The 16,878-nt window shown below is 69.5% G+C and carries 19 protein-coding genes, 1 tRNA gene, 1 pseudogene and 1 riboswitch; of the genes and pseudogenes, 15 read left to right on the top strand and 6 right to left on the bottom strand.

Annotated elements, in window-relative coordinates:
- The first annotated feature begins 26 nt into the window (after positions 1-26).
- The 10 genes from clpS (at position 27) to ACIBK6_RS03200 (ending at position 7,747) form a co-directional block, all read left to right on the top strand.
- Positions 27-332, top strand: a complete 306-nt coding sequence (gene clpS / locus ACIBK6_RS03245; RefSeq protein WP_399048272.1) for an ATP-dependent Clp protease adapter ClpS — start codon at positions 27-29, stop codon at positions 330-332.
- A complete protein-coding gene (locus ACIBK6_RS03240; protein ID WP_399048270.1) occupies positions 332-913 on the top strand; it encodes a DUF2017 domain-containing protein in 582 nt (193 codons plus the stop codon). The genes clpS and ACIBK6_RS03240 overlap by 1 nt, the downstream gene beginning before the upstream one ends.
- A gap of 319 nt (positions 914-1,232) precedes the next feature.
- On the top strand, positions 1,233-2,696 hold the full coding sequence (locus tag ACIBK6_RS03235; RefSeq protein ID WP_399048269.1) for an amino acid permease: 1,464 nt from the start codon (positions 1,233-1,235) through the stop codon (positions 2,694-2,696).
- 85 nt (positions 2,697-2,781) lie between these two features.
- On the top strand, positions 2,782-3,204 hold the full coding sequence (locus tag ACIBK6_RS03230) for a Mov34/MPN/PAD-1 family protein (protein WP_399048267.1): 423 nt from the start codon (positions 2,782-2,784) through the stop codon (positions 3,202-3,204).
- A riboswitch (cobalamin riboswitch) is annotated at positions 3,188-3,334 on the top strand. It overlaps the preceding gene by 17 nt.
- A 28-nt stretch (positions 3,335-3,362) precedes the next feature.
- Positions 3,363-4,394, top strand: a complete 1,032-nt coding sequence (locus ACIBK6_RS03225) for an ABC transporter substrate-binding protein (protein ID WP_399048265.1) — start codon at positions 3,363-3,365, stop codon at positions 4,392-4,394.
- The gene (locus ACIBK6_RS03220; RefSeq protein ID WP_399048264.1) at positions 4,391-5,419 is read left to right on the top strand and encodes a FecCD family ABC transporter permease; all 1,029 of its coding nucleotides are present in this window, start codon (positions 4,391-4,393) and stop codon (positions 5,417-5,419) included. The genes ACIBK6_RS03225 and ACIBK6_RS03220 overlap by 4 nt, the downstream gene beginning before the upstream one ends.
- Positions 5,416-6,210, top strand: a complete 795-nt coding sequence (locus tag ACIBK6_RS03215) for an ABC transporter ATP-binding protein (protein WP_399048262.1) — start codon at positions 5,416-5,418, stop codon at positions 6,208-6,210. Before ACIBK6_RS03220 ends, ACIBK6_RS03215 begins: the two co-directional genes overlap by 4 nt.
- Positions 6,211-6,276: 66 nt before the next feature.
- Positions 6,277-6,405 carry a putative leader peptide gene (locus ACIBK6_RS03210; protein ID WP_264198279.1) on the top strand — a complete coding sequence of 43 codons (129 nt, stop codon included), beginning with the start codon at positions 6,277-6,279 and terminating at the stop codon, positions 6,403-6,405.
- 111 nt (positions 6,406-6,516) lie between these two features.
- Positions 6,517-6,795: a MoaD/ThiS family protein gene (locus ACIBK6_RS03205; protein ID WP_399048261.1), complete on the top strand. Its 279-nt coding sequence runs from the start codon at positions 6,517-6,519 to the stop codon at positions 6,793-6,795.
- A 1-nt stretch (position 6,796) separates the two neighbouring features.
- On the top strand, positions 6,797-7,747 hold the full coding sequence (locus ACIBK6_RS03200) for a PLP-dependent cysteine synthase family protein (RefSeq protein ID WP_399048260.1): 951 nt from the start codon (positions 6,797-6,799) through the stop codon (positions 7,745-7,747).
- Between the two features lie 19 nt (positions 7,748-7,766).
- On the opposite strand, the gene ACIBK6_RS03195 is transcribed toward ACIBK6_RS03200, so the two are convergent.
- On the bottom strand, positions 7,767-8,228 hold the full coding sequence (locus tag ACIBK6_RS03195; protein WP_399048258.1) for a type II toxin-antitoxin system PemK/MazF family toxin: 462 nt from the start codon (positions 8,226-8,228) through the stop codon (positions 7,767-7,769).
- Between the two features lie 233 nt (positions 8,229-8,461).
- Here ACIBK6_RS03195 and ACIBK6_RS03190 point away from each other — a divergent pair, with 233 nt between their 5' ends.
- Positions 8,462-9,208, top strand: a complete 747-nt coding sequence (locus ACIBK6_RS03190; RefSeq protein WP_399048257.1) for an MBL fold metallo-hydrolase — start codon at positions 8,462-8,464, stop codon at positions 9,206-9,208.
- Between the two features lie 74 nt (positions 9,209-9,282).
- Here the strand turns inward: ACIBK6_RS03190 and ACIBK6_RS03185 are convergent, their stop codons facing one another.
- Both ACIBK6_RS03185 and ACIBK6_RS03180 read right to left on the bottom strand, forming a co-directional pair.
- Positions 9,283-10,545, bottom strand: a complete 1,263-nt coding sequence (locus ACIBK6_RS03185) for a PTS transporter subunit EIIC (RefSeq protein WP_399048256.1) — start codon at positions 10,543-10,545, stop codon at positions 9,283-9,285.
- Positions 10,546-10,856: 311 nt separating this feature from the next.
- Complete coding sequence (locus ACIBK6_RS03180; RefSeq protein ID WP_399048254.1) at positions 10,857-12,152, bottom strand: PTS transporter subunit EIIC; 1,296 nt, start codon at positions 12,150-12,152, stop codon at positions 10,857-10,859.
- A 222-nt stretch (positions 12,153-12,374) separates the two neighbouring features.
- On the opposite strand from ACIBK6_RS03180, the pseudogene ACIBK6_RS03175 reads away from it, so the two are divergent.
- From ACIBK6_RS03175 to rdgB, 4 genes and pseudogenes are all read left to right on the top strand, one after another.
- A pseudogene (locus tag ACIBK6_RS03175) lies at positions 12,375-12,620 on the top strand (glucose PTS transporter subunit EIIB); the annotation flags it as partial.
- Between the two features lie 208 nt (positions 12,621-12,828).
- Positions 12,829-13,566 carry a ribonuclease PH gene (gene rph / locus ACIBK6_RS03170; RefSeq protein WP_399048253.1) on the top strand — a complete coding sequence of 246 codons (738 nt, stop codon included), beginning with the start codon at positions 12,829-12,831 and terminating at the stop codon, positions 13,564-13,566.
- A 108-nt stretch (positions 13,567-13,674) separates the two neighbouring features.
- A complete protein-coding gene (locus ACIBK6_RS03165; RefSeq protein ID WP_399048251.1) occupies positions 13,675-14,049 on the top strand; it encodes a hypothetical protein in 375 nt (124 codons plus the stop codon).
- Between the two features lie 200 nt (positions 14,050-14,249).
- The gene (gene rdgB / locus ACIBK6_RS03160; RefSeq protein WP_399048250.1) at positions 14,250-14,852 is read left to right on the top strand and encodes an RdgB/HAM1 family non-canonical purine NTP pyrophosphatase; all 603 of its coding nucleotides are present in this window, start codon (positions 14,250-14,252) and stop codon (positions 14,850-14,852) included.
- Between the two features lie 57 nt (positions 14,853-14,909).
- Here the strand turns inward: rdgB and ACIBK6_RS03155 are convergent.
- The 3 genes from ACIBK6_RS03155 to bcp all read right to left on the bottom strand — a co-directional run bounded on the left by ACIBK6_RS03155 (position 14,910) and on the right by bcp (position 16,826).
- Positions 14,910-14,982 (bottom strand) — tRNA-Leu (locus ACIBK6_RS03155).
- A gap of 53 nt (positions 14,983-15,035) precedes the next feature.
- Complete coding sequence (locus ACIBK6_RS03150) at positions 15,036-16,028, bottom strand: HNH endonuclease signature motif containing protein (protein ID WP_399048248.1); 993 nt, start codon at positions 16,026-16,028, stop codon at positions 15,036-15,038.
- 330 nt (positions 16,029-16,358) lie between these two features.
- Positions 16,359-16,826, bottom strand: a complete 468-nt coding sequence (gene bcp, locus ACIBK6_RS03145) for a thioredoxin-dependent thiol peroxidase (protein WP_399048247.1) — start codon at positions 16,824-16,826, stop codon at positions 16,359-16,361.
- Positions 16,827-16,878 lie beyond the last annotated feature (52 nt).

Genomic DNA, 16,878 nt, shown 5'->3' with positions numbered 1-16,878 from the left:
AGAAAAGACAAAGGTCGCCCAGAGTCGTGAGTGTCGCCCCCGTAGAGATCGAACGCCCCGAGTCGGCGGAGTCGAGCCAACCCGTCGCCGAACCCGATGTGCCCTGGGTGACGCTCGTCCACAACGACCCCGTCAACCTGATGAGCTACGTGCAGTACGTCTTCCAGTCCTACTTCGGCTACTCGAAGGACAAGGCCCACAAGCTGATGCTCGACGTGCACCACAGGGGCAGGGCCGTGGTCTCCAGCGGCAGCCGCGAGGAGATGGAACGCGACGTGCAGGCGATGCACGGCTACGGGCTGTGGGCCACGCTCTCGCAGGACCGCAACTGATGGCCGGGCACTTCGAGGCACTCCCCGCCGGCGGCGCGGCCGTCGCGCTCGACGAGGTCGAGATCGCCATCCTGCGCTCGCTCGCGGTCCAGCTGCTCGAACTCATCGGCCCCGGCGACGAACCGGCCGCGCAGGACGACCCGCTCGCCGCGCTGTTCGCCGAGGGCCCGAGCGAGCCGCCCGCCGACCCGGCCCTCGCCCGGCTCTTCCCGGACGCGTACGCCAGTGACGAGAGCGACGAACTGCGCGCCAAGTCAAGCGAGTTCAGGCGCTTCACCGAGACCGACCTGCGCTCGCGCAAGCGGGCCGACGCGCTCGCGGTCGTCCACGGCCTCGACGCGCTGACCCCCAAGGGCGACGGCGGAGCCGTCCTGAAGCTGACCGCCGAGGACTCGCAGCACTGGCTGGGCGCGCTCAACGACCTGCGGCTGACCATCGGCACCCGCCTGGAGGTCACCGACGAGGACGAGAGCGGCGAGCTCTACCGGCTGCCGGACGACGATCCGCGCAAGCCGATGGTGATGGCCTATCTCTGGCTGGGTGTGCTGCAAGAAACACTCGTCGAAACGCTCATGCCCTGACTGATCGACCGGGAGATGGCCGTTCGCTCAGCGGACGCTCAAATCCGTATAACGATCCCATCACCGCATCGACCTGCTTTGTCATGCTGAGGGACTTTTGTCCGCTTCTTCCTGTGGTGTGCGCCACAGTGGCTGATATTGATCACCCGTAAGCCCGTGATAAATCTTCACGACCACCCGGGGACGCCACCCATGTTCCCCGGGGGCGCTGTGCCGGCTGACCGCCGGTGGCACTCCATCCACATCCGGGGGGATCAGGACCTGATCCGTCGCTTCGTGACCGAGGCGGGCGGGTCAGCATGGAGAAAGGCGCACCACCATGACCTCAGTGCAGGTCGACAAGCACGACGACCGTCCTGCCGGCAATGAGGCCGCGGGGACCGCCCCCAGCGCGGGCGAGGGCTCGGGCGAGGGATACCAGCGGGGCCTCGGGGCCCGGCAGATCCAGATGATCGCGATCGGCGGTGCCATCGGCACCGGCCTCTTCCTCGGCGCGGGCAAGGCCATCTCGAAGGCCGGCCCCAGCCTCATCCTGGCCTACGCGATCGCGGGCCTGGTCATCTTCTTCATCATGCGCGCGCTCGGCGAGCTGCTCATGTACCGACCGGTTTCGGGCTCCTTCTCGGAGTACGCCCGGGAGTTCGTCGGCCCGTTCTGGGGCTACGTCACCGGCTGGACGTACTGGCTCTTCTGGGTCGTCACCGGCATCACCGAAGTCACCGCGGCCGCCCAGTACATGTCCTTCTGGACCCACAACAGCGTGCCCCAGTGGGCCTACGCGCTGGTCTTCACCCTCATCCTGTACGCCGTGAACCTGATCTCCGTGAAGCTCTTCGGTGAGCTGGAGTTCTGGTTCTCCATGGTCAAGGTGACCGCCATCGTCGGCATGATCCTGATCTGCGCCGGCATCCTCACCGTCGGCTTCTCGGACGCCGCGGACACCGCCACCGTCGCCAACCTCTGGAACGACGGCGGGTTCTTCCCCAAGGGCATCGGCGGCACGCTGATGACCCTGCAGATCGTGATGTTCGCCTTCCTCGCCGTCGAGCTGGTCGGCGTCACCGCGGGCGAGTCCAAGGACCCCGAGACGACGCTCCCCAAGGCCATCAACACCGTGCCGTGGCGCATCGCCGTCTTCTACATCGGCGCCCTGATCATGATCCTCTCGGTCGTCCCGTGGCACGAGTTCCAGCCGGGCGTCAGCCCCTTCGTCGCGGCCTTCGAGAAGATGGGCCTGGGCGTCGGCGCCGCGATCGTCAACTTCGTCGTGCTGACCGCCGCGCTCTCCTCCTGCAACTCGGGCATGTACTCCACCGGCCGCATGCTGCGCGACCTCGCGCTCAACGGCCAGGGCCCGAAGGTCTTCACCAAGCTCACCAGGAGCGGCACCCCGCTGGTCGGCACCACGGTCTCCGCCGCGCTGATGCTGGTCGGCGTCTGGATCAACTACGTCGCCCCCGGCAAGGCCTTCGACTACGTCGTCTCCTTCGCCACCATCTCCGGCATGTGGGCCTGGATCATGATCCTGGTCTGCCAGATCCGCTACCGCGCCAAGTCCGACCGCGGCGAGCTGCCGAAGTCGAGCTTCCGCGCCCCGGGCGCCCCGTGGACCAGCTGGTTCGCGCTGGTCTTCATCGGCATGGTCATCGTGATGATGGGCATCGACAAGGACTCCCGCGTCTCGCTGTACTGCGCGCCGCTGTGGGGCCTGATCCTGGGTGTCTCCTACCTGGTCCTGAAGGCCAAGAACCCGGAGAACAAGGCGTTCGCCAAGCGCAGCTGAGGCTCTGACCAGCCAGTTCTCACCATGCGGGCCGTTCCGTACCGACACTCGGTACGGAACGGCCTGTCTGCTTATCCTTGCCGACATGCTGACCATCACCCAGGCCCTGTACGACCAGCTCGTCGCGCACGCCCGCGCCGACCACCCCGACGAGGCGTGCGGTGTGGTCGCGGGCCCGGCGGGCACCGGCCGCGCCGAGCGCTTCATCCCGATGCTGAACGCGGCCCGCTCGCCCACGTTCTACGAGTTCGACTCCCAGGACCTCCTCAAGCTGTACCGCGAGATGGACGACCGCGACGAGGAGCCGGTGATCGTCTACCACTCCCACACGGCGACCGAGGCCTACCCCTCGCGCACCGACGTGTCGTACGCGAACGAGCCCGGCGCCCACTACGTCCTGGTCTCGACGGCGGACACGGACGGGGCGGGGGAGTTCCAGTTCCGCTCGTACCGCATCGTGGACGGCGTGATCACGGAGGAGGACGTCAAGATCGTCGAGGCATACTGACGGTACGCAATCGACCGATTTGGGCGGCAGGAACCAGGAAGCCGGTGTGACTCCGGCACGGTCCCGCCACTGTGACCGGCGCCCTCGCGGCGCCGGAAGCCAGGAACTGACCTGCCGCCTTCTCCCGCCGACAGGGGACGTGGAAATCCCCTTGGAGGATGAGCTCAGCCATGTCCTGGCGCCGCGCGGCACTCGCCGCCGCCCTGCTGTTCCCGCTCGCCGCGTGCACGACCCCGCCGCGCCCCGACGCCGCGGGCGGCCCGGCCCCCGGCTTCCCGTACACGGTCACCAACTGCGGGGTGACGACAACGTTCACCGCGCCCCCGAAGCGGGCCGTGGCGATGAACCAGCACGCCACGGAGGTGATGCTGGAGCTGGGCCTCGCCAAGTCCCTTGCGGGCACTGCCTACTTGGACGACAAGGTGCTGGCGAAGTACGAGCGGGACTACCGGTCGGTCCCGGTCCTCGCGGCCGAATACCCCTCCTACGAGAAGCTCCTGGCCGCCAACCCGGACTACGTGTACGGCGGTTACGCCTCCGCCTTCTCGCCGAACGAGGGCCGGGCGCGGGAGGCGCTGACCAAGAGCGGCATCAAGACCCGCCTGAACGTGGAGAACTGCCCCCAGGGCCCCGCGACCACGATGGACGACGTGTACGAGGAGGTCCGCGAGGTCGGCCGGACCTTCGGAGTCGCGGACCGGGCCGAGTCGTGGGTGCGGTCGGCCGAGGCCGTCAACGAGCGGACGCGGACGGCCCTTGCGGGCGCGGCTCCGCTGTCCGTCTTCGTCTACGACAGCGGCGACAAGACGGCGTTCACGGTGGGCGGCAAGGGCATCGGCAACGACATCGTGACGCGGGCGGGCGGCCGCAACGTCTTCGCCGCAGACCTGAAGGACAAGTCCTTCGGCGACGCGAGCTGGGAGAACGTGGTGGCCCGCGCCCCCGAGGTCATCCTGATCCTGGACTACGGCGGCACGAGCGCCGAGGCGAAGAAGCAGCGCCTGCGCACGGACCCGGCCCTGGCCTCCGTCCCAGCCGTCAAGAACAACCGCTTCGCCGTGCTGCCCCTGTCCGACATGGTGACGGGCGTCCGCGCCCCGGACGCGGTGTCGAAGCTCGCGGAGCAGTTGCGCGGGGGGACGAAGCCGGGCGCAAGCCGGGAGGCCGGAGAGCCCGGGGCGGCCCGGTGATCCCGCGGTGGCGCTACCCGGCGCTGCTCGCCGCGCTGGCACTCACCCTGGTCGCCGCCGCCACCGCCGGGCTCGCGCTCGGCTCGGTGGCGATCCCGGCCGATCAGATCCTGGCCATCGTCACCGGGGCGACCGGCCCCTCCCCGTACCGCACCATCGTCCTGGAGGTACGGGCGCCCCGCGTCGTGCTCGGCGCGGTCACCGGTGCCGGTCTCGCCGTTATCGGCACCGTCCTGCAGGCCCTCGTGCGCAACCCGCTCGCCGACCCGTTCCTGCTCGGGGTCTCCAGCGGGGCCTCCGCCGGGGCCGTCGCCGTGATCGTCCTCGGCGTGGGCGCCGGGGTGACCACCACCCTCGCCCTCCCCGCCGCCGCCTTCGCGGGCGCACTCGCCGCCCTGGTCCTCGTGTACGCCCTGGCCAGGCGCGGCGGCTCGATGACCGGCGGCCGCCTCGTGCTCGCCGGGGTCGCCGTCTCGTACATCCTGTCCGCGCTCACCAGCCTGCTCCTGGTCACCTCGGCGAGCGCCGAACACCTCCAGGAAGTACTGCACTGGACGCTCGGCGGACTCGGCGGCGCCCGCTGGGACATGCTGGCCCTGCCCACCACCGTCCTCGCCGCCGGCACCCTCGTCCTGATCGCGCTGGCCCGCCCGCTGGACCTGCTCCTGGTGGGGGAGGAGGGCGCCACCGTCCTCGGCCTGGACACCGGCCGCTTCCGCGCGGGCGTCTTCGTGCTCGCCTCCCTGCTCACCGGCGCGCTCGTCGCGTACAGCGGGGCGATCGGGTTCGTCGGCCTGATGGTTCCGCACGCCGCCCGCCTCGCCGTCGGCGCCGCCCACCGCACCCTGCTCCCGGTCGCAGCCCTCGGCGGCGCCGCCTTCCTGGTCCTGGCCGACCTCGCGGCCCGCACCGTCGCCGCCCCGCAGGACATCCCGGTCGGCGTGCTCACCGCGCTCACCGGCGGCCCGTTCTTCCTCTGGATGCTGCGCGGCCGCGGGGCCGGCGCGGAAGGCGGCCCCGCATGACGACGCTGCGCGCCGAGTCGCTCTCATACACCACACCGCAGGGCCGCGAACTGCTCTCCGGCATCGAACTCACCGCCCGCGACGGCGAGACCGTCGGCCTGGTCGGCCCCAACGGCAGCGGCAAGACGACCCTGCTGCGCTGCCTGTACGGAACCCTGCGCCCCACCACCGGCCGTGTCCTGCTCGACGGCGACGACCTGCACGCCCTGCCGGTGAAAGCACGCGCCCGCCGCATCGCGACCGTCCCGCAGGACGCCCACGCGGGCGGCATCGAGCTGACCGTCCGCGAGATCGTCGCCATGGGCCGCTCCCCGCACCACCGCTTCTGGGAGGCGGACACCACCACCGACCGCGCCCTCGTGCACGAGGCGCTCGCCCGCGTCGGCATCGCGGACCTCGCCGGCCGCCCCTTCCCGTCGCTGTCCGGCGGCGAACGCCAGCGCGCGCTGGTCGCCAGAGCCCTCGTACAGCAGCCGGACGTCATCGTCCTGGACGAGCCGACCAACCACCTGGACATCCGCTACCAGCTCGAAGTCCTGTCCCTGGTAAGGGAGTTGGGCACGGTCGGCCTGCTCGCCCTGCACGACCTGAATCTCGCCGCGCACTACTGCGACCGGCTGGTCGTCCTCGCCGGGGGCCACATCGTGGCGGCAGGGGAGCCCGCGGACGTGCTCACCGCCCCGCTGCTCGCCGAGGTGTACGGGGTGAACGCCGAGGTGAGCGTTCACCCGGCCACCGGCGCACCGATCGTCGTCTATCTGCCGCCCACAGCGGCGGCGACCACATCCTGAGCGGGATCCGTCCAGGATGCGAGATCACATTCCGGGAAGCGGACCGGGAATCTATACGATGACCCCATGGTTTCGAACGACGTGAGCGACAAGACGCCGAGCAGCGGCCCCGCCCTGCTGCTCGTGGCGCGGCTGCACGTCGACCTGTGCCGTCTCGCCAGCGCGATCTGTACGGCCCGCGCAGCCGCCGTCTGACGCCGCGCGCCACCAGCACCAACGCACCACCGCACGCCCCGGGCGTGCGGCGCGCGGACCCGAGCCCGAGCCGCGCCCACCTGCCTCTCCCTCCCGACAGGAGCCCACGCCATGGCCATCGAGGTCCGCATCCCGACCATCCTCCGCACCTACACCGACGGCGCGAAGGCCGTCGAAGGCAGCGGCGCCACCCTCGCCGAGCTCTTCACCGACCTCGACTCGCGCCACACCGGCATCCGGGAGCGCGTCGTCGACGGCGACAACCTGCGCCGCTTCGTGAACGTGTACCTCAACGACGAGGACGTCCGCTTCCTCGACGGCATCAACACCAAGCTGGCCGACGGCGACAGCGTCACGATCCTGCCCGCCGTCGCGGGCGGATCCGTCTGACATGCGTTACGACTCCCCGCTCGCCGCGGTCGGCAACACCCCGCTGGTCCGCCTCCCGCGCCTGTCCCCCACCGCGGACGTACGGATCTGGGCCAAGCTGGAGGACCGCAACCCGACCGGTTCGATCAAGGACCGGCCGGCCCTCCACATGGTCGAACAGGCCGAGAAGGACGGCCGGTTGACCCCCGGCTGCACCATTCTCGAACCCACCAGCGGCAACACCGGCATCTCGCTCGCGATGGCCGCGAAGCTCAAGGGCTACCGCATCGTGTGCGTGATGCCGGAGAACACCTCCCAGGAGCGCCGCGACCTGCTCGCGATGTGGGGCGCGGAGATCGTGTCGTCCCCGGCGGCGGGCGGCTCCAACACGGCCGTACGGGTCGCCAAGGAGCTGGCCGCCGAGAACCCGTCCTGGGTGATGCTCTACCAGTACGGAAACCCGGACAACGCGGGCGCCCACTACGCCACCACGGGCCCGGAGATCCTCGCCGACCTGCCCTCGATCACCCACTTCGTGGCGGGCCTCGGCACCACCGGAACGCTGATGGGCGTCGGCCGCTATCTGCGCGAGAACGTCCCCGGCATCAAGATCGTCGCGGCCGAACCCCGCTACGACGACCTCGTGTACGGCCTGCGCAACCTGGACGAGGGCTTCGTACCGGAGCTGTACGACGCCTCCGTGCTGACCACCCGCTTCTCGGTCGGCTCGGCCGACGCGGTGACCCGCACCCGTGAACTCCTCCAGCAGGAGGGCATCTTCGCGGGCGTCTCGACGGGCGCCGCGCTGCACGCGGCGATCGGGGTCGCCAACAAGGCCGTCAAGGCGGGCGAGAGCGCCGACATCGTCTTCGTGGTCGCCGACGGCGGCTGGAAGTACCTGTCGACCGGCGTCTACACCGCGCCGACGACCGAGGCCGCGATCGAAACCCTGCACGGACAGCTCTGGGCGTAAGGGGTACAGGGACCGGCCGTCACCCCGCCAGATGGCGGACCTGGTCCCACAGGGTCGGGTCCACCACGCCCACCCGTCGGCGGAACGCCCACACCCCGACGTCACGCAGCTCGTCGGTCTCCAGGAAGCTGGGCCGGCCGTGCGCGTCGGCGACCGTGCCGGGCGGCAGCGGAATCACCCCGGCCCGCTCGTCGTGGTACTTGCTGGTGATCTTCGCGACGGTCACCGCCTCGCCCCGCACCCGCAGCACCAGACAGGGCCGGTCCTTGCCGCCCGCAACATCCTCGTAGGGCACCTCCGCCCACCAGATCTCCCCGGCCTTCGGCACCCGCCCGCCACCCAGGCGAGGCCCGGCCGGGCGGCCCGGGGGCCGCGCCCGGCCGCCCGGCCGACGGCGAGCACGCCCGCGCCCGTCCATGGCGGCCGCGACCAGCGCGAGCGCCACCACGGCCGCGAGCGCCAGCCACCACGACGTGTCCATAGCCCAGACGTTACCGGCGCACCACCCAGCGCGCGCGCTCCGGGTAAACACCATCCGAACCGGTGACAGCGCAGGTGAGTTCCCCCACAACGGCCCGCCGCAAAGGAGCGACGGGCCTTGTGGCGCCTTACGCTCGACGCACCGCAGCCCTCCCCGCGGCCGCCCGCCCCCGCCCGTCCGCCCCCTCAACGACAGGCTTCGCCTGGCCCCTCTGTTCCGGAGGTTCACGCTCCATGAAGCTCACCGTCGTCGGCTGCTCCGGGTCGTTCCCGTCCGCGGACTCGGCCTGCTCCAGCTACCTGGTCGAGGCAGACGGCTTCCGGCTGCTGCTCGACATGGGCAACGGAGCCCTCGGTGAGCTGCAGCGCCACATCGGCCTGTACGACCTCGACGCGATCTTCCTGTCGCATCTGCACGCCGACCACTGCATCGACATGTGCGGCTACTTCGTCGCCCGCTACTACCGGCACGACGGCGGCCGCTGCGCGCCGATGCCGGTGTACGCGCCGGAGGGCGCCGAGGAGCGCCTCACCACGGCGTACGCCGACACCCCCTCCGCCTCCTCCATGAGCGAGGTCTTCGACTTCCACACCCTGAAGCCGGGCTCCTTCGACATCGGCCCCTTCTCGGTGCGTACGGAACGGGTCTGCCACCCCGTCGAGTCGTACGCCATCCGGGTCGAGCACGGCGGGCGCTCGCTCACGTACTCCGGGGACACCGGCCCCTGCCCCGCCCTCGGCGAACTGGCCACCGGCGCCGACCTGTTCCTGTGCGAGGCGTCGTTCACGTACGGCAAGGAGGACATCCCGGCGCTGCACCTCAACGGCCGCGAGGCCGGTGAGCACGCGGCCGGCGCCGGGCGCCTCGTCCTCACCCACGTCCCGCCGTGGACGGACGGCGAGATCAACCTGACGGACGCCCGAGCGGTCTACTCCGGCCCGACGGAACTGGCCGTGCCGGGCGCGGTGTACGAGATCTGAGCCGAGGCGGACGCGCGAAGGCCCCCGGAACCGCGCGGTTCCGGGGGCCTTCCCCATGCCTGGACTGGTGAGGCTTACGCCTTCGTCAGGTCGTCGACCTCTTCCTCGGGCTCACGACCCGGGGTGGGGATGTTGAACTTCGTGATCGCGAAGCGGAAGACCACGTAGTAGATCACCGCGAAGACCAGACCGATCGGGATGATCAGCCAGGGGTGGGTGGCGAACTTCCAGTTGAGTACGTAGTCGATCGCACCGGCGGAGAAGGTGAAGCCGTCGTGCACGCCGAGCGCCCAGGTCACGGCCATCGAGACGGCGGTCAGCACGGCGTGGATCACGTAGAGCAGCGGCGCGATGAACATGAACGCGAATTCGATCGGCTCGGTGATACCGGTGACGAACGAGGTCAGCGCGAGCGAGAGCATCATGCCGCCGACGACCTTGCGGCGCTCGGGGCGGGCGCAGTGCGTGATGGCGAGTGCCACGGCGGGGAGGGCGAACATCATGATCGGGAAGAAGCCCGTCATGAACTGGCCGGCCGTGGGGTCACCGTGCATGAAGCGCTGGATGTCACCGTGCCAGGCGGCACCGGACGGGTCGGTGTAGGTACCGATCTCCTGCCAGGCGACCGTGTTCACGAACTGGTGCATGCCGACCGGCAGCAGGGCGCGGTTGACCACGCCGAAGATGCCGGCGCCGACGGCGCCCAGGCTGGTCATCCACTCGCCGAAGGAGGTGATGACGTCGCCGATCGGGCCCCAGACCAGACCGAACAGCACACCCATCGCGGTGCCGATGAACGCCATGAGGATCGGGACGAGGCGGCGGCCGTTGAAGAAGCCGAGCCAGTCCACCAGCTTGGTGCGGTGGAAGCGCTGCCACACCACGGCCGATATCAGGCCCATGACGATGCCGCCGAGGACCTTCGGGTCGTTGTAGACCGCCGGGACGTCGACGCCCTTGTTCGCGGTGGTGTTGATGACGGCGTCGTGCACCGGGAACGCGGTCAGCACGTTCTTGTAGACCAGGAAGCCGACCAGCGCGGCGAGCGCCGTCGAGCCGTCGGCCTTCTTCGCGAAGCCGATCGCGACACCGATGCAGAACAGCAGCGGCATGTTGCTGAAGACAGCGTCACCGGCGGTCGCGAAGACCTTGGCGACCGTGTCCCAGCCGAGGCCGTCCTTGCCGAAGACATCGTCCTGACCGAGCCGGAGCAGAATGCCCGCGGCCGGCAGCACGGCGATCGGCAGCTGCAGGCTGCGGCCGACCTTCTGCAGGCCCTGGAACAGGCCGGCGCCCCGCTTCTTCGCGGGCGCCGCCGTAGCGGTGGCCGAACTCATCAACATCCTCCAGTTGGCAAGGCGCCGCCCAGGGACATGGGAAAATACGGGGGGACGGCGGCGTCTCGGGGGCACGCGGTCGAGCCCGCGTGGTCTACACCAATGAGTGGTGTAGACCAGTTGTAGCACGGTGAGGGTTAGATAAGGAACCTTCGTTTTTTGTGGTCTGGGCCATACCCGAGCAATCCGGACGAAGGCGCGGAAGCAACGCAAGAAGACCCCCGGACCGGGACGGTCCGAGGGCCTTGCGGGGCGGGCCTTTTGGAAGGCCCGGCGAGCAGGGGGAGAAGAGGCGCTACGCCTTGATGCGGCTACGCCTTGATGTTCTCCCGCTCCAGTTCGTCCTCCTCCGGCTCCCGCCCCGGCGTCGGCAGATTGAACTTGGTGATCGCGAAGCGGAACACCGTGTAGTAGACGACGGCGAAACAGAGGCCGACCGGGATGATCAGCCAGGGTTTGGTCGCCAGGCTCCAGTTGATGACGTAGTCGATCAATCCGGCCGAGAAGCTGAAGCCGTCCTTGATGCCGAGCCCCCAACTCACCGCCATCGAGACGCCGGTGAGCACCGCGTGGATCACGTACAGCAGTGGCGCGATGAAGACGAAGGAGTACTCGATCGGCTCGGTGATGCCCGTGACGAACGAGGTCAGACCGACCGAGAGCATCATGCCGCCGACCTCCTTGCGGCGGTGCGGCTTGGCGCAGTGCGCGATCGCGAGCGCCGCCGCGGGCAGGGCGAACATCATGATCGGGAAGAAACCGGTCTGGAACTGGCCGGCCGTCGGGTCGCCCGCCAGGAACCGCGGGATGTCGCCGTGCACGACCGTGCCGTCCGCCTTGGTGAAGTCGCCGAACTGGAACCAGATGAAGGTGTTCAGGAACTGGTGCATACCGATCACCAGCAGAGCGCGGTTGGCGACACCGAAGATGCCCGAACCGGCCGCGCCCAGATCCACCAGCCACTTGCTGAAGCTGGTCAGCGCGTCACCGACCGGCGGCCACACCCACAGGCACAGCACCGAGAACACGATCGCGACCCCGGCCATGATGATCGGCACGAGCCGGCGCCCGTTGAAGAAGCCCAGCCAGTCCACCAGCTTCGTACGGTGGAAGCGCTGCCAGAAGTACGCGGTCAGCAGACCCATCACGATGCCGCCGAAGACACCCGGATTCTGGTACGTGGCGAGAACCGCGGAGCCGTCCTTGGCAACGCAGGCACCCGCCGCGAGCGTGGCGCCGGCCGCGCAGTCCTTCGGGAACTGCTGGAGCACCCCGTGGTAGACGAGGAAGCCGGCCACCGCCGCCAGCGCGGTCGAGCCGTCGGCCTTCTTCGCCATGCCGATCGCGACACCCACGCAGAACAGCAGCGGCAGTCCGAGCGAGCCGTTGAGCAGCGCGCCGCCCGCACCCGCGAACACCTTGGCGACGTCGTTCCAGCCGAGTCCGGTCTTGCCGAATACGTCGTCCTGGCCGAGCCGGTTGAGGATGCCGGCCGCGGGCAGCACGGCGATCGGCAGTTGGAGGCTGCGACCCATCTTCTGCAGCCCCTGGAACAGCCCGTTCCACCACTTGGGCTGCGGTACTGCGGCCGCGCTGTCGGCGCTCATCGGCAACCTCCTGGCTTGCGGAACAGGCCGGTTCGGACGGTCGTTGCACACTGGTGTAGACCAGTTGCGGTATCGTCCGGAGAGGCCCCTCGGGTGGGCGTGGCTCCGGTGATCGCCATCCTTGGCCAGCCGGGTTGCGCTCGCGCGCATAGCTGGTCCAAACGTGGGTTACCGTGACAAAGCGGACCTACCGTTGGGCCGACACAGCGTTCTTCGAAAAACCAGGAGAGACACATGGCCAGCAAGGCTGAGAAGATCGTCGCCGGCCTCGGCGGTATCGAGAACATCGAAGAGGTCGAGGGCTGCATCACCCGCCTGCGCACCGAAGTCATCGACCCGAGCAAGGTCGACGAAGCCGCGCTGAAGGCCGCCGGCGCCCACGGCGTCGTCAAGATGGGCACCGCCATCCAGGTCGTCATCGGCACCGACGCGGACCCGATCGCCGCCGACATCGAAGACATGATGTGAGTCGCTGACCCACTCCGCACCGGCCGGTCCCCCAGCGGGACCGGCCTTTCGCGTACCGGGAGGGTCGGATCGCGTACGAGGGGAGCGGGATCCCGTACCCGGGGAGCCGGATCGCGCACACACCGAACCGGATCGCGTACGTACCCGGGGAGCCGGATCCCGTACGCACCGAACCGGGCCCCCACAGGCATCCCCTAGGCTCATGGCCATGTCTCGAATCGACGGCCGCACCCCCGAACAGCTCCGCCCGGTCACCATCGAACGCGGATGGAGCAAGCACGCCGAGGGCTCCGTCCTCATCTCCTTCGGCGACACCAAGGTCTTCTGCACCGCCTCCGTCACCGAAGGCGTCCCCCGCTGGCGCAAGGGCAGCGGCGAAGGCTGGGTCACCGCCGAATACTCGATGCTGCCCCGCGCCACCAACACCCGCGGCGACCGCGAATCCGTCCGAGGCAAGATCGGCGGCCGCACCCACGAGATCTCCCGCCTGATCGGCCGCTCGCTGCGCGCCGTCATCGACTACAAGGCCCTCGGCGAGAACACCATCGTCCTGGACTGCGACGTCCTCCAGGCCGACGGCGGCACCCGCACCGCCGCCATCACCGGCGCCTACGTCGCCCTCGCCGACGCCATCACCTGGGCCCAGGGCAAGAAGCTCGTCAAGGCCAACCGCCAGCCGCTCACCGGCACGGTCTCCGCCGTCTCCGTCGGCATCGTCGACGGCACCCCCCTGCTCGACCTCTGCTACGAGGAGGACGTCCGCGCCGATACCGACATGAACGTCGTCTGCACCGGCGACGGCCGCTTCGTGGAAGTCCAGGGCACCGCCGAGGCCGAGCCCTTCGACCGCAAGGAACTGAACGCGCTCCTCGACCTCGCCACCGGAGGCTGCGCCGACCTCGCGGCCCTCCAACTGCGCGCTCTAGCCTCGGTGTTGGGAGAGTAGAGAGGCGCTGGAGAGGCAACCCGCGGGAACGCTTCCCGGGTCACTATGAGGTACGGGCGTACGGACCAACCGTGCGCCCGTCCCGTATACCTGGGGAGGATCCGACCGATGCGCCCTACCGTTTTAGCCGTCGCCACCGCAGCCCTGGCCGTCACCGCCATCGCGGGCTGCGGGGCCGTCGACAAGGCGATCGACTGCGTCAAGACCGCGAACGCCATCACCGACAGCGTGGACAAGCTGGGCAAGGCGGTGGGTGACGGCACGGTCAACCGGACGAAGACCGACCAGGCCCTCAGCGACATCGAAAAGAACCTGTCGTCCGTGAAGAACAAGACGGACAACGCCGACCTGTCCAAGGCCGTGAACGACCTGAACAAGGCGGTGGACAAGGTCCGTACGGACGTCAAGAAGGGCGACAACACGCCGGACATCAGCGGCGTCACGAAGGCAGCGAAGGAAATAGGCACGGTGTGCACGAGCTGAGGGCGGCAGGGTAACGCGCCACGGCGGCGGCGGTACGGGCGGCGGGAGCCGGAGCAGCGCCCTTCGGTGGCGGTACTGGTGCGCGGGAGCCGGAGTTGCACTTCTCGGCGGCGGTACGGGTGGGCGGCAGCCGGGGTAGCGCTGCTCGGTGGCGGTACGGGGCGGCGGGAGTCGCTCATCCGCCACCCGATACTGGGACCATGACCCGCCTGATCCTCGCCACCCGCAACGTCGGCAAAATCACCGAACTCCGCGCCATCCTCGCCGACGCCGGCCTGCCCCACGAACTCGTCGGCGCCGACGCCTACCCCGAGATCCCCGACGTCAAGGAGACCGGCGTCACCTTCGCCGAGAACGCCCTCCTGAAGGCCCACGCCCTGGCGAAGGCCACCGGCCTGCCCGCCGTGGCCGACGACTCCGGCCTCTGCGTGGACGTCCTGAACGGCGCCCCCGGCATCTTCTCGGCCCGCTGGGCCGGCGCCCACGGCGACGACAAGGCCAACCTCGACCTGCTGCTCGCCCAGCTCTCCGACATCACCGACGAACGCCGCGGAGCCCACTTCTTCTGCGCGGCCGCCCTCGCCCTCCCCGACGGCACCGAACGCGTCGTCGAGGGCCGCCTGCTCGGCACCCTGCGCCACACCCCCGCCGGCACGGGCGGCTTCGGCTACGACCCGATCCTCCAGCCCGAGGGCGAGACCCGTACCTGCGCGGAGCTGTCGGCGGCCGAGAAGAACGCGATCAGCCACCGAGGGATGGCGTTTCGGGCGCTGGTGCCGGTGGTGCGGGAGTTGTTGGGCTGAGGGGTGGTACCGCGAAGGCCCGGCTCGCGGTCAAGTGAGTCGGGCCTTCGGTTTCAGTGCGCCCGGTCGGATTCGAACCGACAGACACGACCACCTAAAGATCGCCGCTCAGCCCTTGGCGTACGGGCGCAGGGGCCGACGCCTACTGTACCGGGCGAGGCCGACCGAGTGCGGGGAGCCCGGCTAAGAGGCTCCCCGTTGCCCGCCTCGGCACCAGGTGCTAGTGATCGCGTGGCAGTTGGGGCAGAGATACCGCAGGTTTCCCGCTCGGTTGTCGAGCCAGTCACCGCTGATGTGGTCGATCTGCAGCGTGATCGGTTGGCCGAGCCAATCACCGACGTTGCCGCAGGATGCGCACCGGTACGGGACGCCGATCTCCTGGAGAGCCCGGTGTAGGCGAGACCGGTTTGTCCGGGGCGAGCCCTCCGGGAGCTTGACCAGGGTGCCCACGGCGATCGGTCTGGGTTCGTGCGCAGGCGCCGAACTCCACGGGCGCCGTATGAAGTGGCCAGTATCAAGGCCGAGTTGGGCTATTCGGCGGCGTACTCGGCGGTGGTTGGTGTCGTTCACGGGGAGGCCGAGGGCTCGCATGACATCGGCGTAACTGGTTGCACCGGGGATCGCCTCGCGCAGGGCTTTCTCGGAGATGACCTCTCGCGCATTGTTGAAGTGGGAGGTGTCAATGTCCTCCTGTTTCAGCATTCGCCCTAGCGCGGCTCGTGACCGGCTGTCATCAGGGACTCCGAGGGTGCGGGCAACACCGCGAATGCTCTGGGCTGTTGCTGCGGCGTCGGCCAGCTCCGCCCTCGTGAACGGAAGGTCGATCAGCTCGCGGTTTGCGCTGGGGAAGTGGCTGATGTCGATTCCGGCCGCTGCTATTCGGCGAGCGATGTGCGACAGTGTTCCGCTTGCCGGCGTGGCGCCCAGCCTGGCGACGACTTCGCGGAGCGTCGTTGAGCAGGCCGCGGCTGCCGCAATGGCCTCGTCGGGATACTTGCGCCAGGGGCTGCGCTGCTTGAAGTGGCCGGTGTCGAGGCCGAGCCGGGCAACCTTCTCCTGAAGGACGCGTCGCTGACCGCCGCTCGCCTTCAAGCCGAGCTGACGCATCAGGTCGGCCCAGTTCTGCGCGGAGGCCACGGCGGCGGCCAATTTCTCGCGCCCGTAACGTTCAGACACGGTGGTCTCTCCCCACCGTGCTGGCCAGCGCATCGGCGTGAGCCATGTGGGTCTGCCGCCCGCGGCGGACGAGGCCGCGATCTGTCGCCGCCCGATGCCGGCCCCCGTCTAGGCGCCCCGTCTTACGGGCCGCCTCGGCCAGCAGTTCCCGGGTGTACCTGACTGCCATGATCCCTCCGTCCCGGCCGCGCGTTCGCAGCCTCGTACGGAGTAACGAACCGAATTACGGACAGTCACACCCGGAATGCGGAACGGCCCGCGCCGCTTGTCGGGCGGGGCGGGCCGCTGAGGCGGATCCGGCGGGCAAGCGGCCGTCCCGTCGACGGGGCGTCAGATGCCCAGGTCCTTGATGATCTTGGCTACGTGGCCCGTGGCCTTCACGTTGTACAGGGCGCGCTCGACCTTGCCCTGCCCGTCCACGACCACCGTGGAGCGGATGACCCCCGTCACCGTCTTGCCGTACAGCTTCTTCTCGCCGTACGCCCCGTACGCCGTCAGGACCTCCTTCGCGGGGTCGCCGACCAGCGTGACCTTCAGGGACTCCTTCTCGCGGAACTTCGCCAGCTTCTCCGGCTTGTCGGGGGAGACGCCGATGACGTCGTACCCGGCGCCGGCAAGGAGCTCCAGGTTGTCCGTGAAGTCGCAGGCCTGCTTGGTGCAGCCGGGCGTCAGGGCGGCCGGGTAGAAGTACACGATGACCTTGCGGCCCTTGTGGTCGGCGAGCGAGACCTCGTTGCCGTCGGCGTCGGGCAGGGTGAAGGCGGGGGCGGTGTCGCCGGGCTGAAGTCGCTCGCTCATGGGGTTTCCTCCGGGAAGGCCGAGGGGGTGGCGTACACCGACAGAGCCTAAT

The organism is Streptomyces sp. NPDC050485, assembly GCF_044458185.1.
Lineage (GTDB): Bacteria > Actinomycetota > Actinomycetes > Streptomycetales > Streptomycetaceae > Streptomyces.
The sequence above is the reverse complement of the archived record's forward strand: the minus strand, read 5'-3'. Positions and strand labels throughout refer to the sequence as shown.

What these genes read in the sequence shown, in the direction of transcription:
- ACIBK6_RS03240 (WP_399048270.1), top strand. Translation starts at nt 332, where the DNA reads ATGGCCGGGCACTTCGAGGCACTCCCCGCCGGCGGCGCGGCCGTCGCG.
- ACIBK6_RS03235 (WP_399048269.1), top strand. Translation starts at nt 1,233, where the DNA reads ATGACCTCAGTGCAGGTCGACAAGCACGACGACCGTCCTGCCGGCAAT.
- ACIBK6_RS03230 (WP_399048267.1), top strand. Translation starts at nt 2,782, where the DNA reads ATGCTGACCATCACCCAGGCCCTGTACGACCAGCTCGTCGCGCACGCC.
- ACIBK6_RS03225 (WP_399048265.1), top strand. Translation starts at nt 3,363, where the DNA reads ATGAGCTCAGCCATGTCCTGGCGCCGCGCGGCACTCGCCGCCGCCCTG.
- ACIBK6_RS03215 (WP_399048262.1), top strand. Translation starts at nt 5,416, where the DNA reads ATGACGACGCTGCGCGCCGAGTCGCTCTCATACACCACACCGCAGGGC.
- ACIBK6_RS03210 (WP_264198279.1), top strand. Translation starts at nt 6,277, where the DNA reads ATGGTTTCGAACGACGTGAGCGACAAGACGCCGAGCAGCGGCCCCGCC.
- ACIBK6_RS03205 (WP_399048261.1), top strand. Translation starts at nt 6,517, where the DNA reads ATGGCCATCGAGGTCCGCATCCCGACCATCCTCCGCACCTACACCGAC.
- ACIBK6_RS03200 (WP_399048260.1), top strand. Translation starts at nt 6,797, where the DNA reads ATGCGTTACGACTCCCCGCTCGCCGCGGTCGGCAACACCCCGCTGGTC.
- ACIBK6_RS03195 (WP_399048258.1), bottom strand. Translation starts at nt 8,228, where the DNA reads ATGGACACGTCGTGGTGGCTGGCGCTCGCGGCCGTGGTGGCGCTCGCG.
- ACIBK6_RS03190 (WP_399048257.1), top strand. Translation starts at nt 8,462, where the DNA reads ATGAAGCTCACCGTCGTCGGCTGCTCCGGGTCGTTCCCGTCCGCGGAC.
- ACIBK6_RS03185 (WP_399048256.1), bottom strand. Translation starts at nt 10,545, where the DNA reads ATGAGTTCGGCCACCGCTACGGCGGCGCCCGCGAAGAAGCGGGGCGCC.
- ACIBK6_RS03180 (WP_399048254.1), bottom strand. Translation starts at nt 12,152, where the DNA reads ATGAGCGCCGACAGCGCGGCCGCAGTACCGCAGCCCAAGTGGTGGAAC.
- rph (WP_399048253.1), top strand. Translation starts at nt 12,829, where the DNA reads ATGTCTCGAATCGACGGCCGCACCCCCGAACAGCTCCGCCCGGTCACC.
- ACIBK6_RS03165 (WP_399048251.1), top strand. Translation starts at nt 13,675, where the DNA reads ATGCGCCCTACCGTTTTAGCCGTCGCCACCGCAGCCCTGGCCGTCACC.
- rdgB (WP_399048250.1), top strand. Translation starts at nt 14,250, where the DNA reads ATGACCCGCCTGATCCTCGCCACCCGCAACGTCGGCAAAATCACCGAA.
- bcp (WP_399048247.1), bottom strand. Translation starts at nt 16,826, where the DNA reads ATGAGCGAGCGACTTCAGCCCGGCGACACCGCCCCCGCCTTCACCCTG.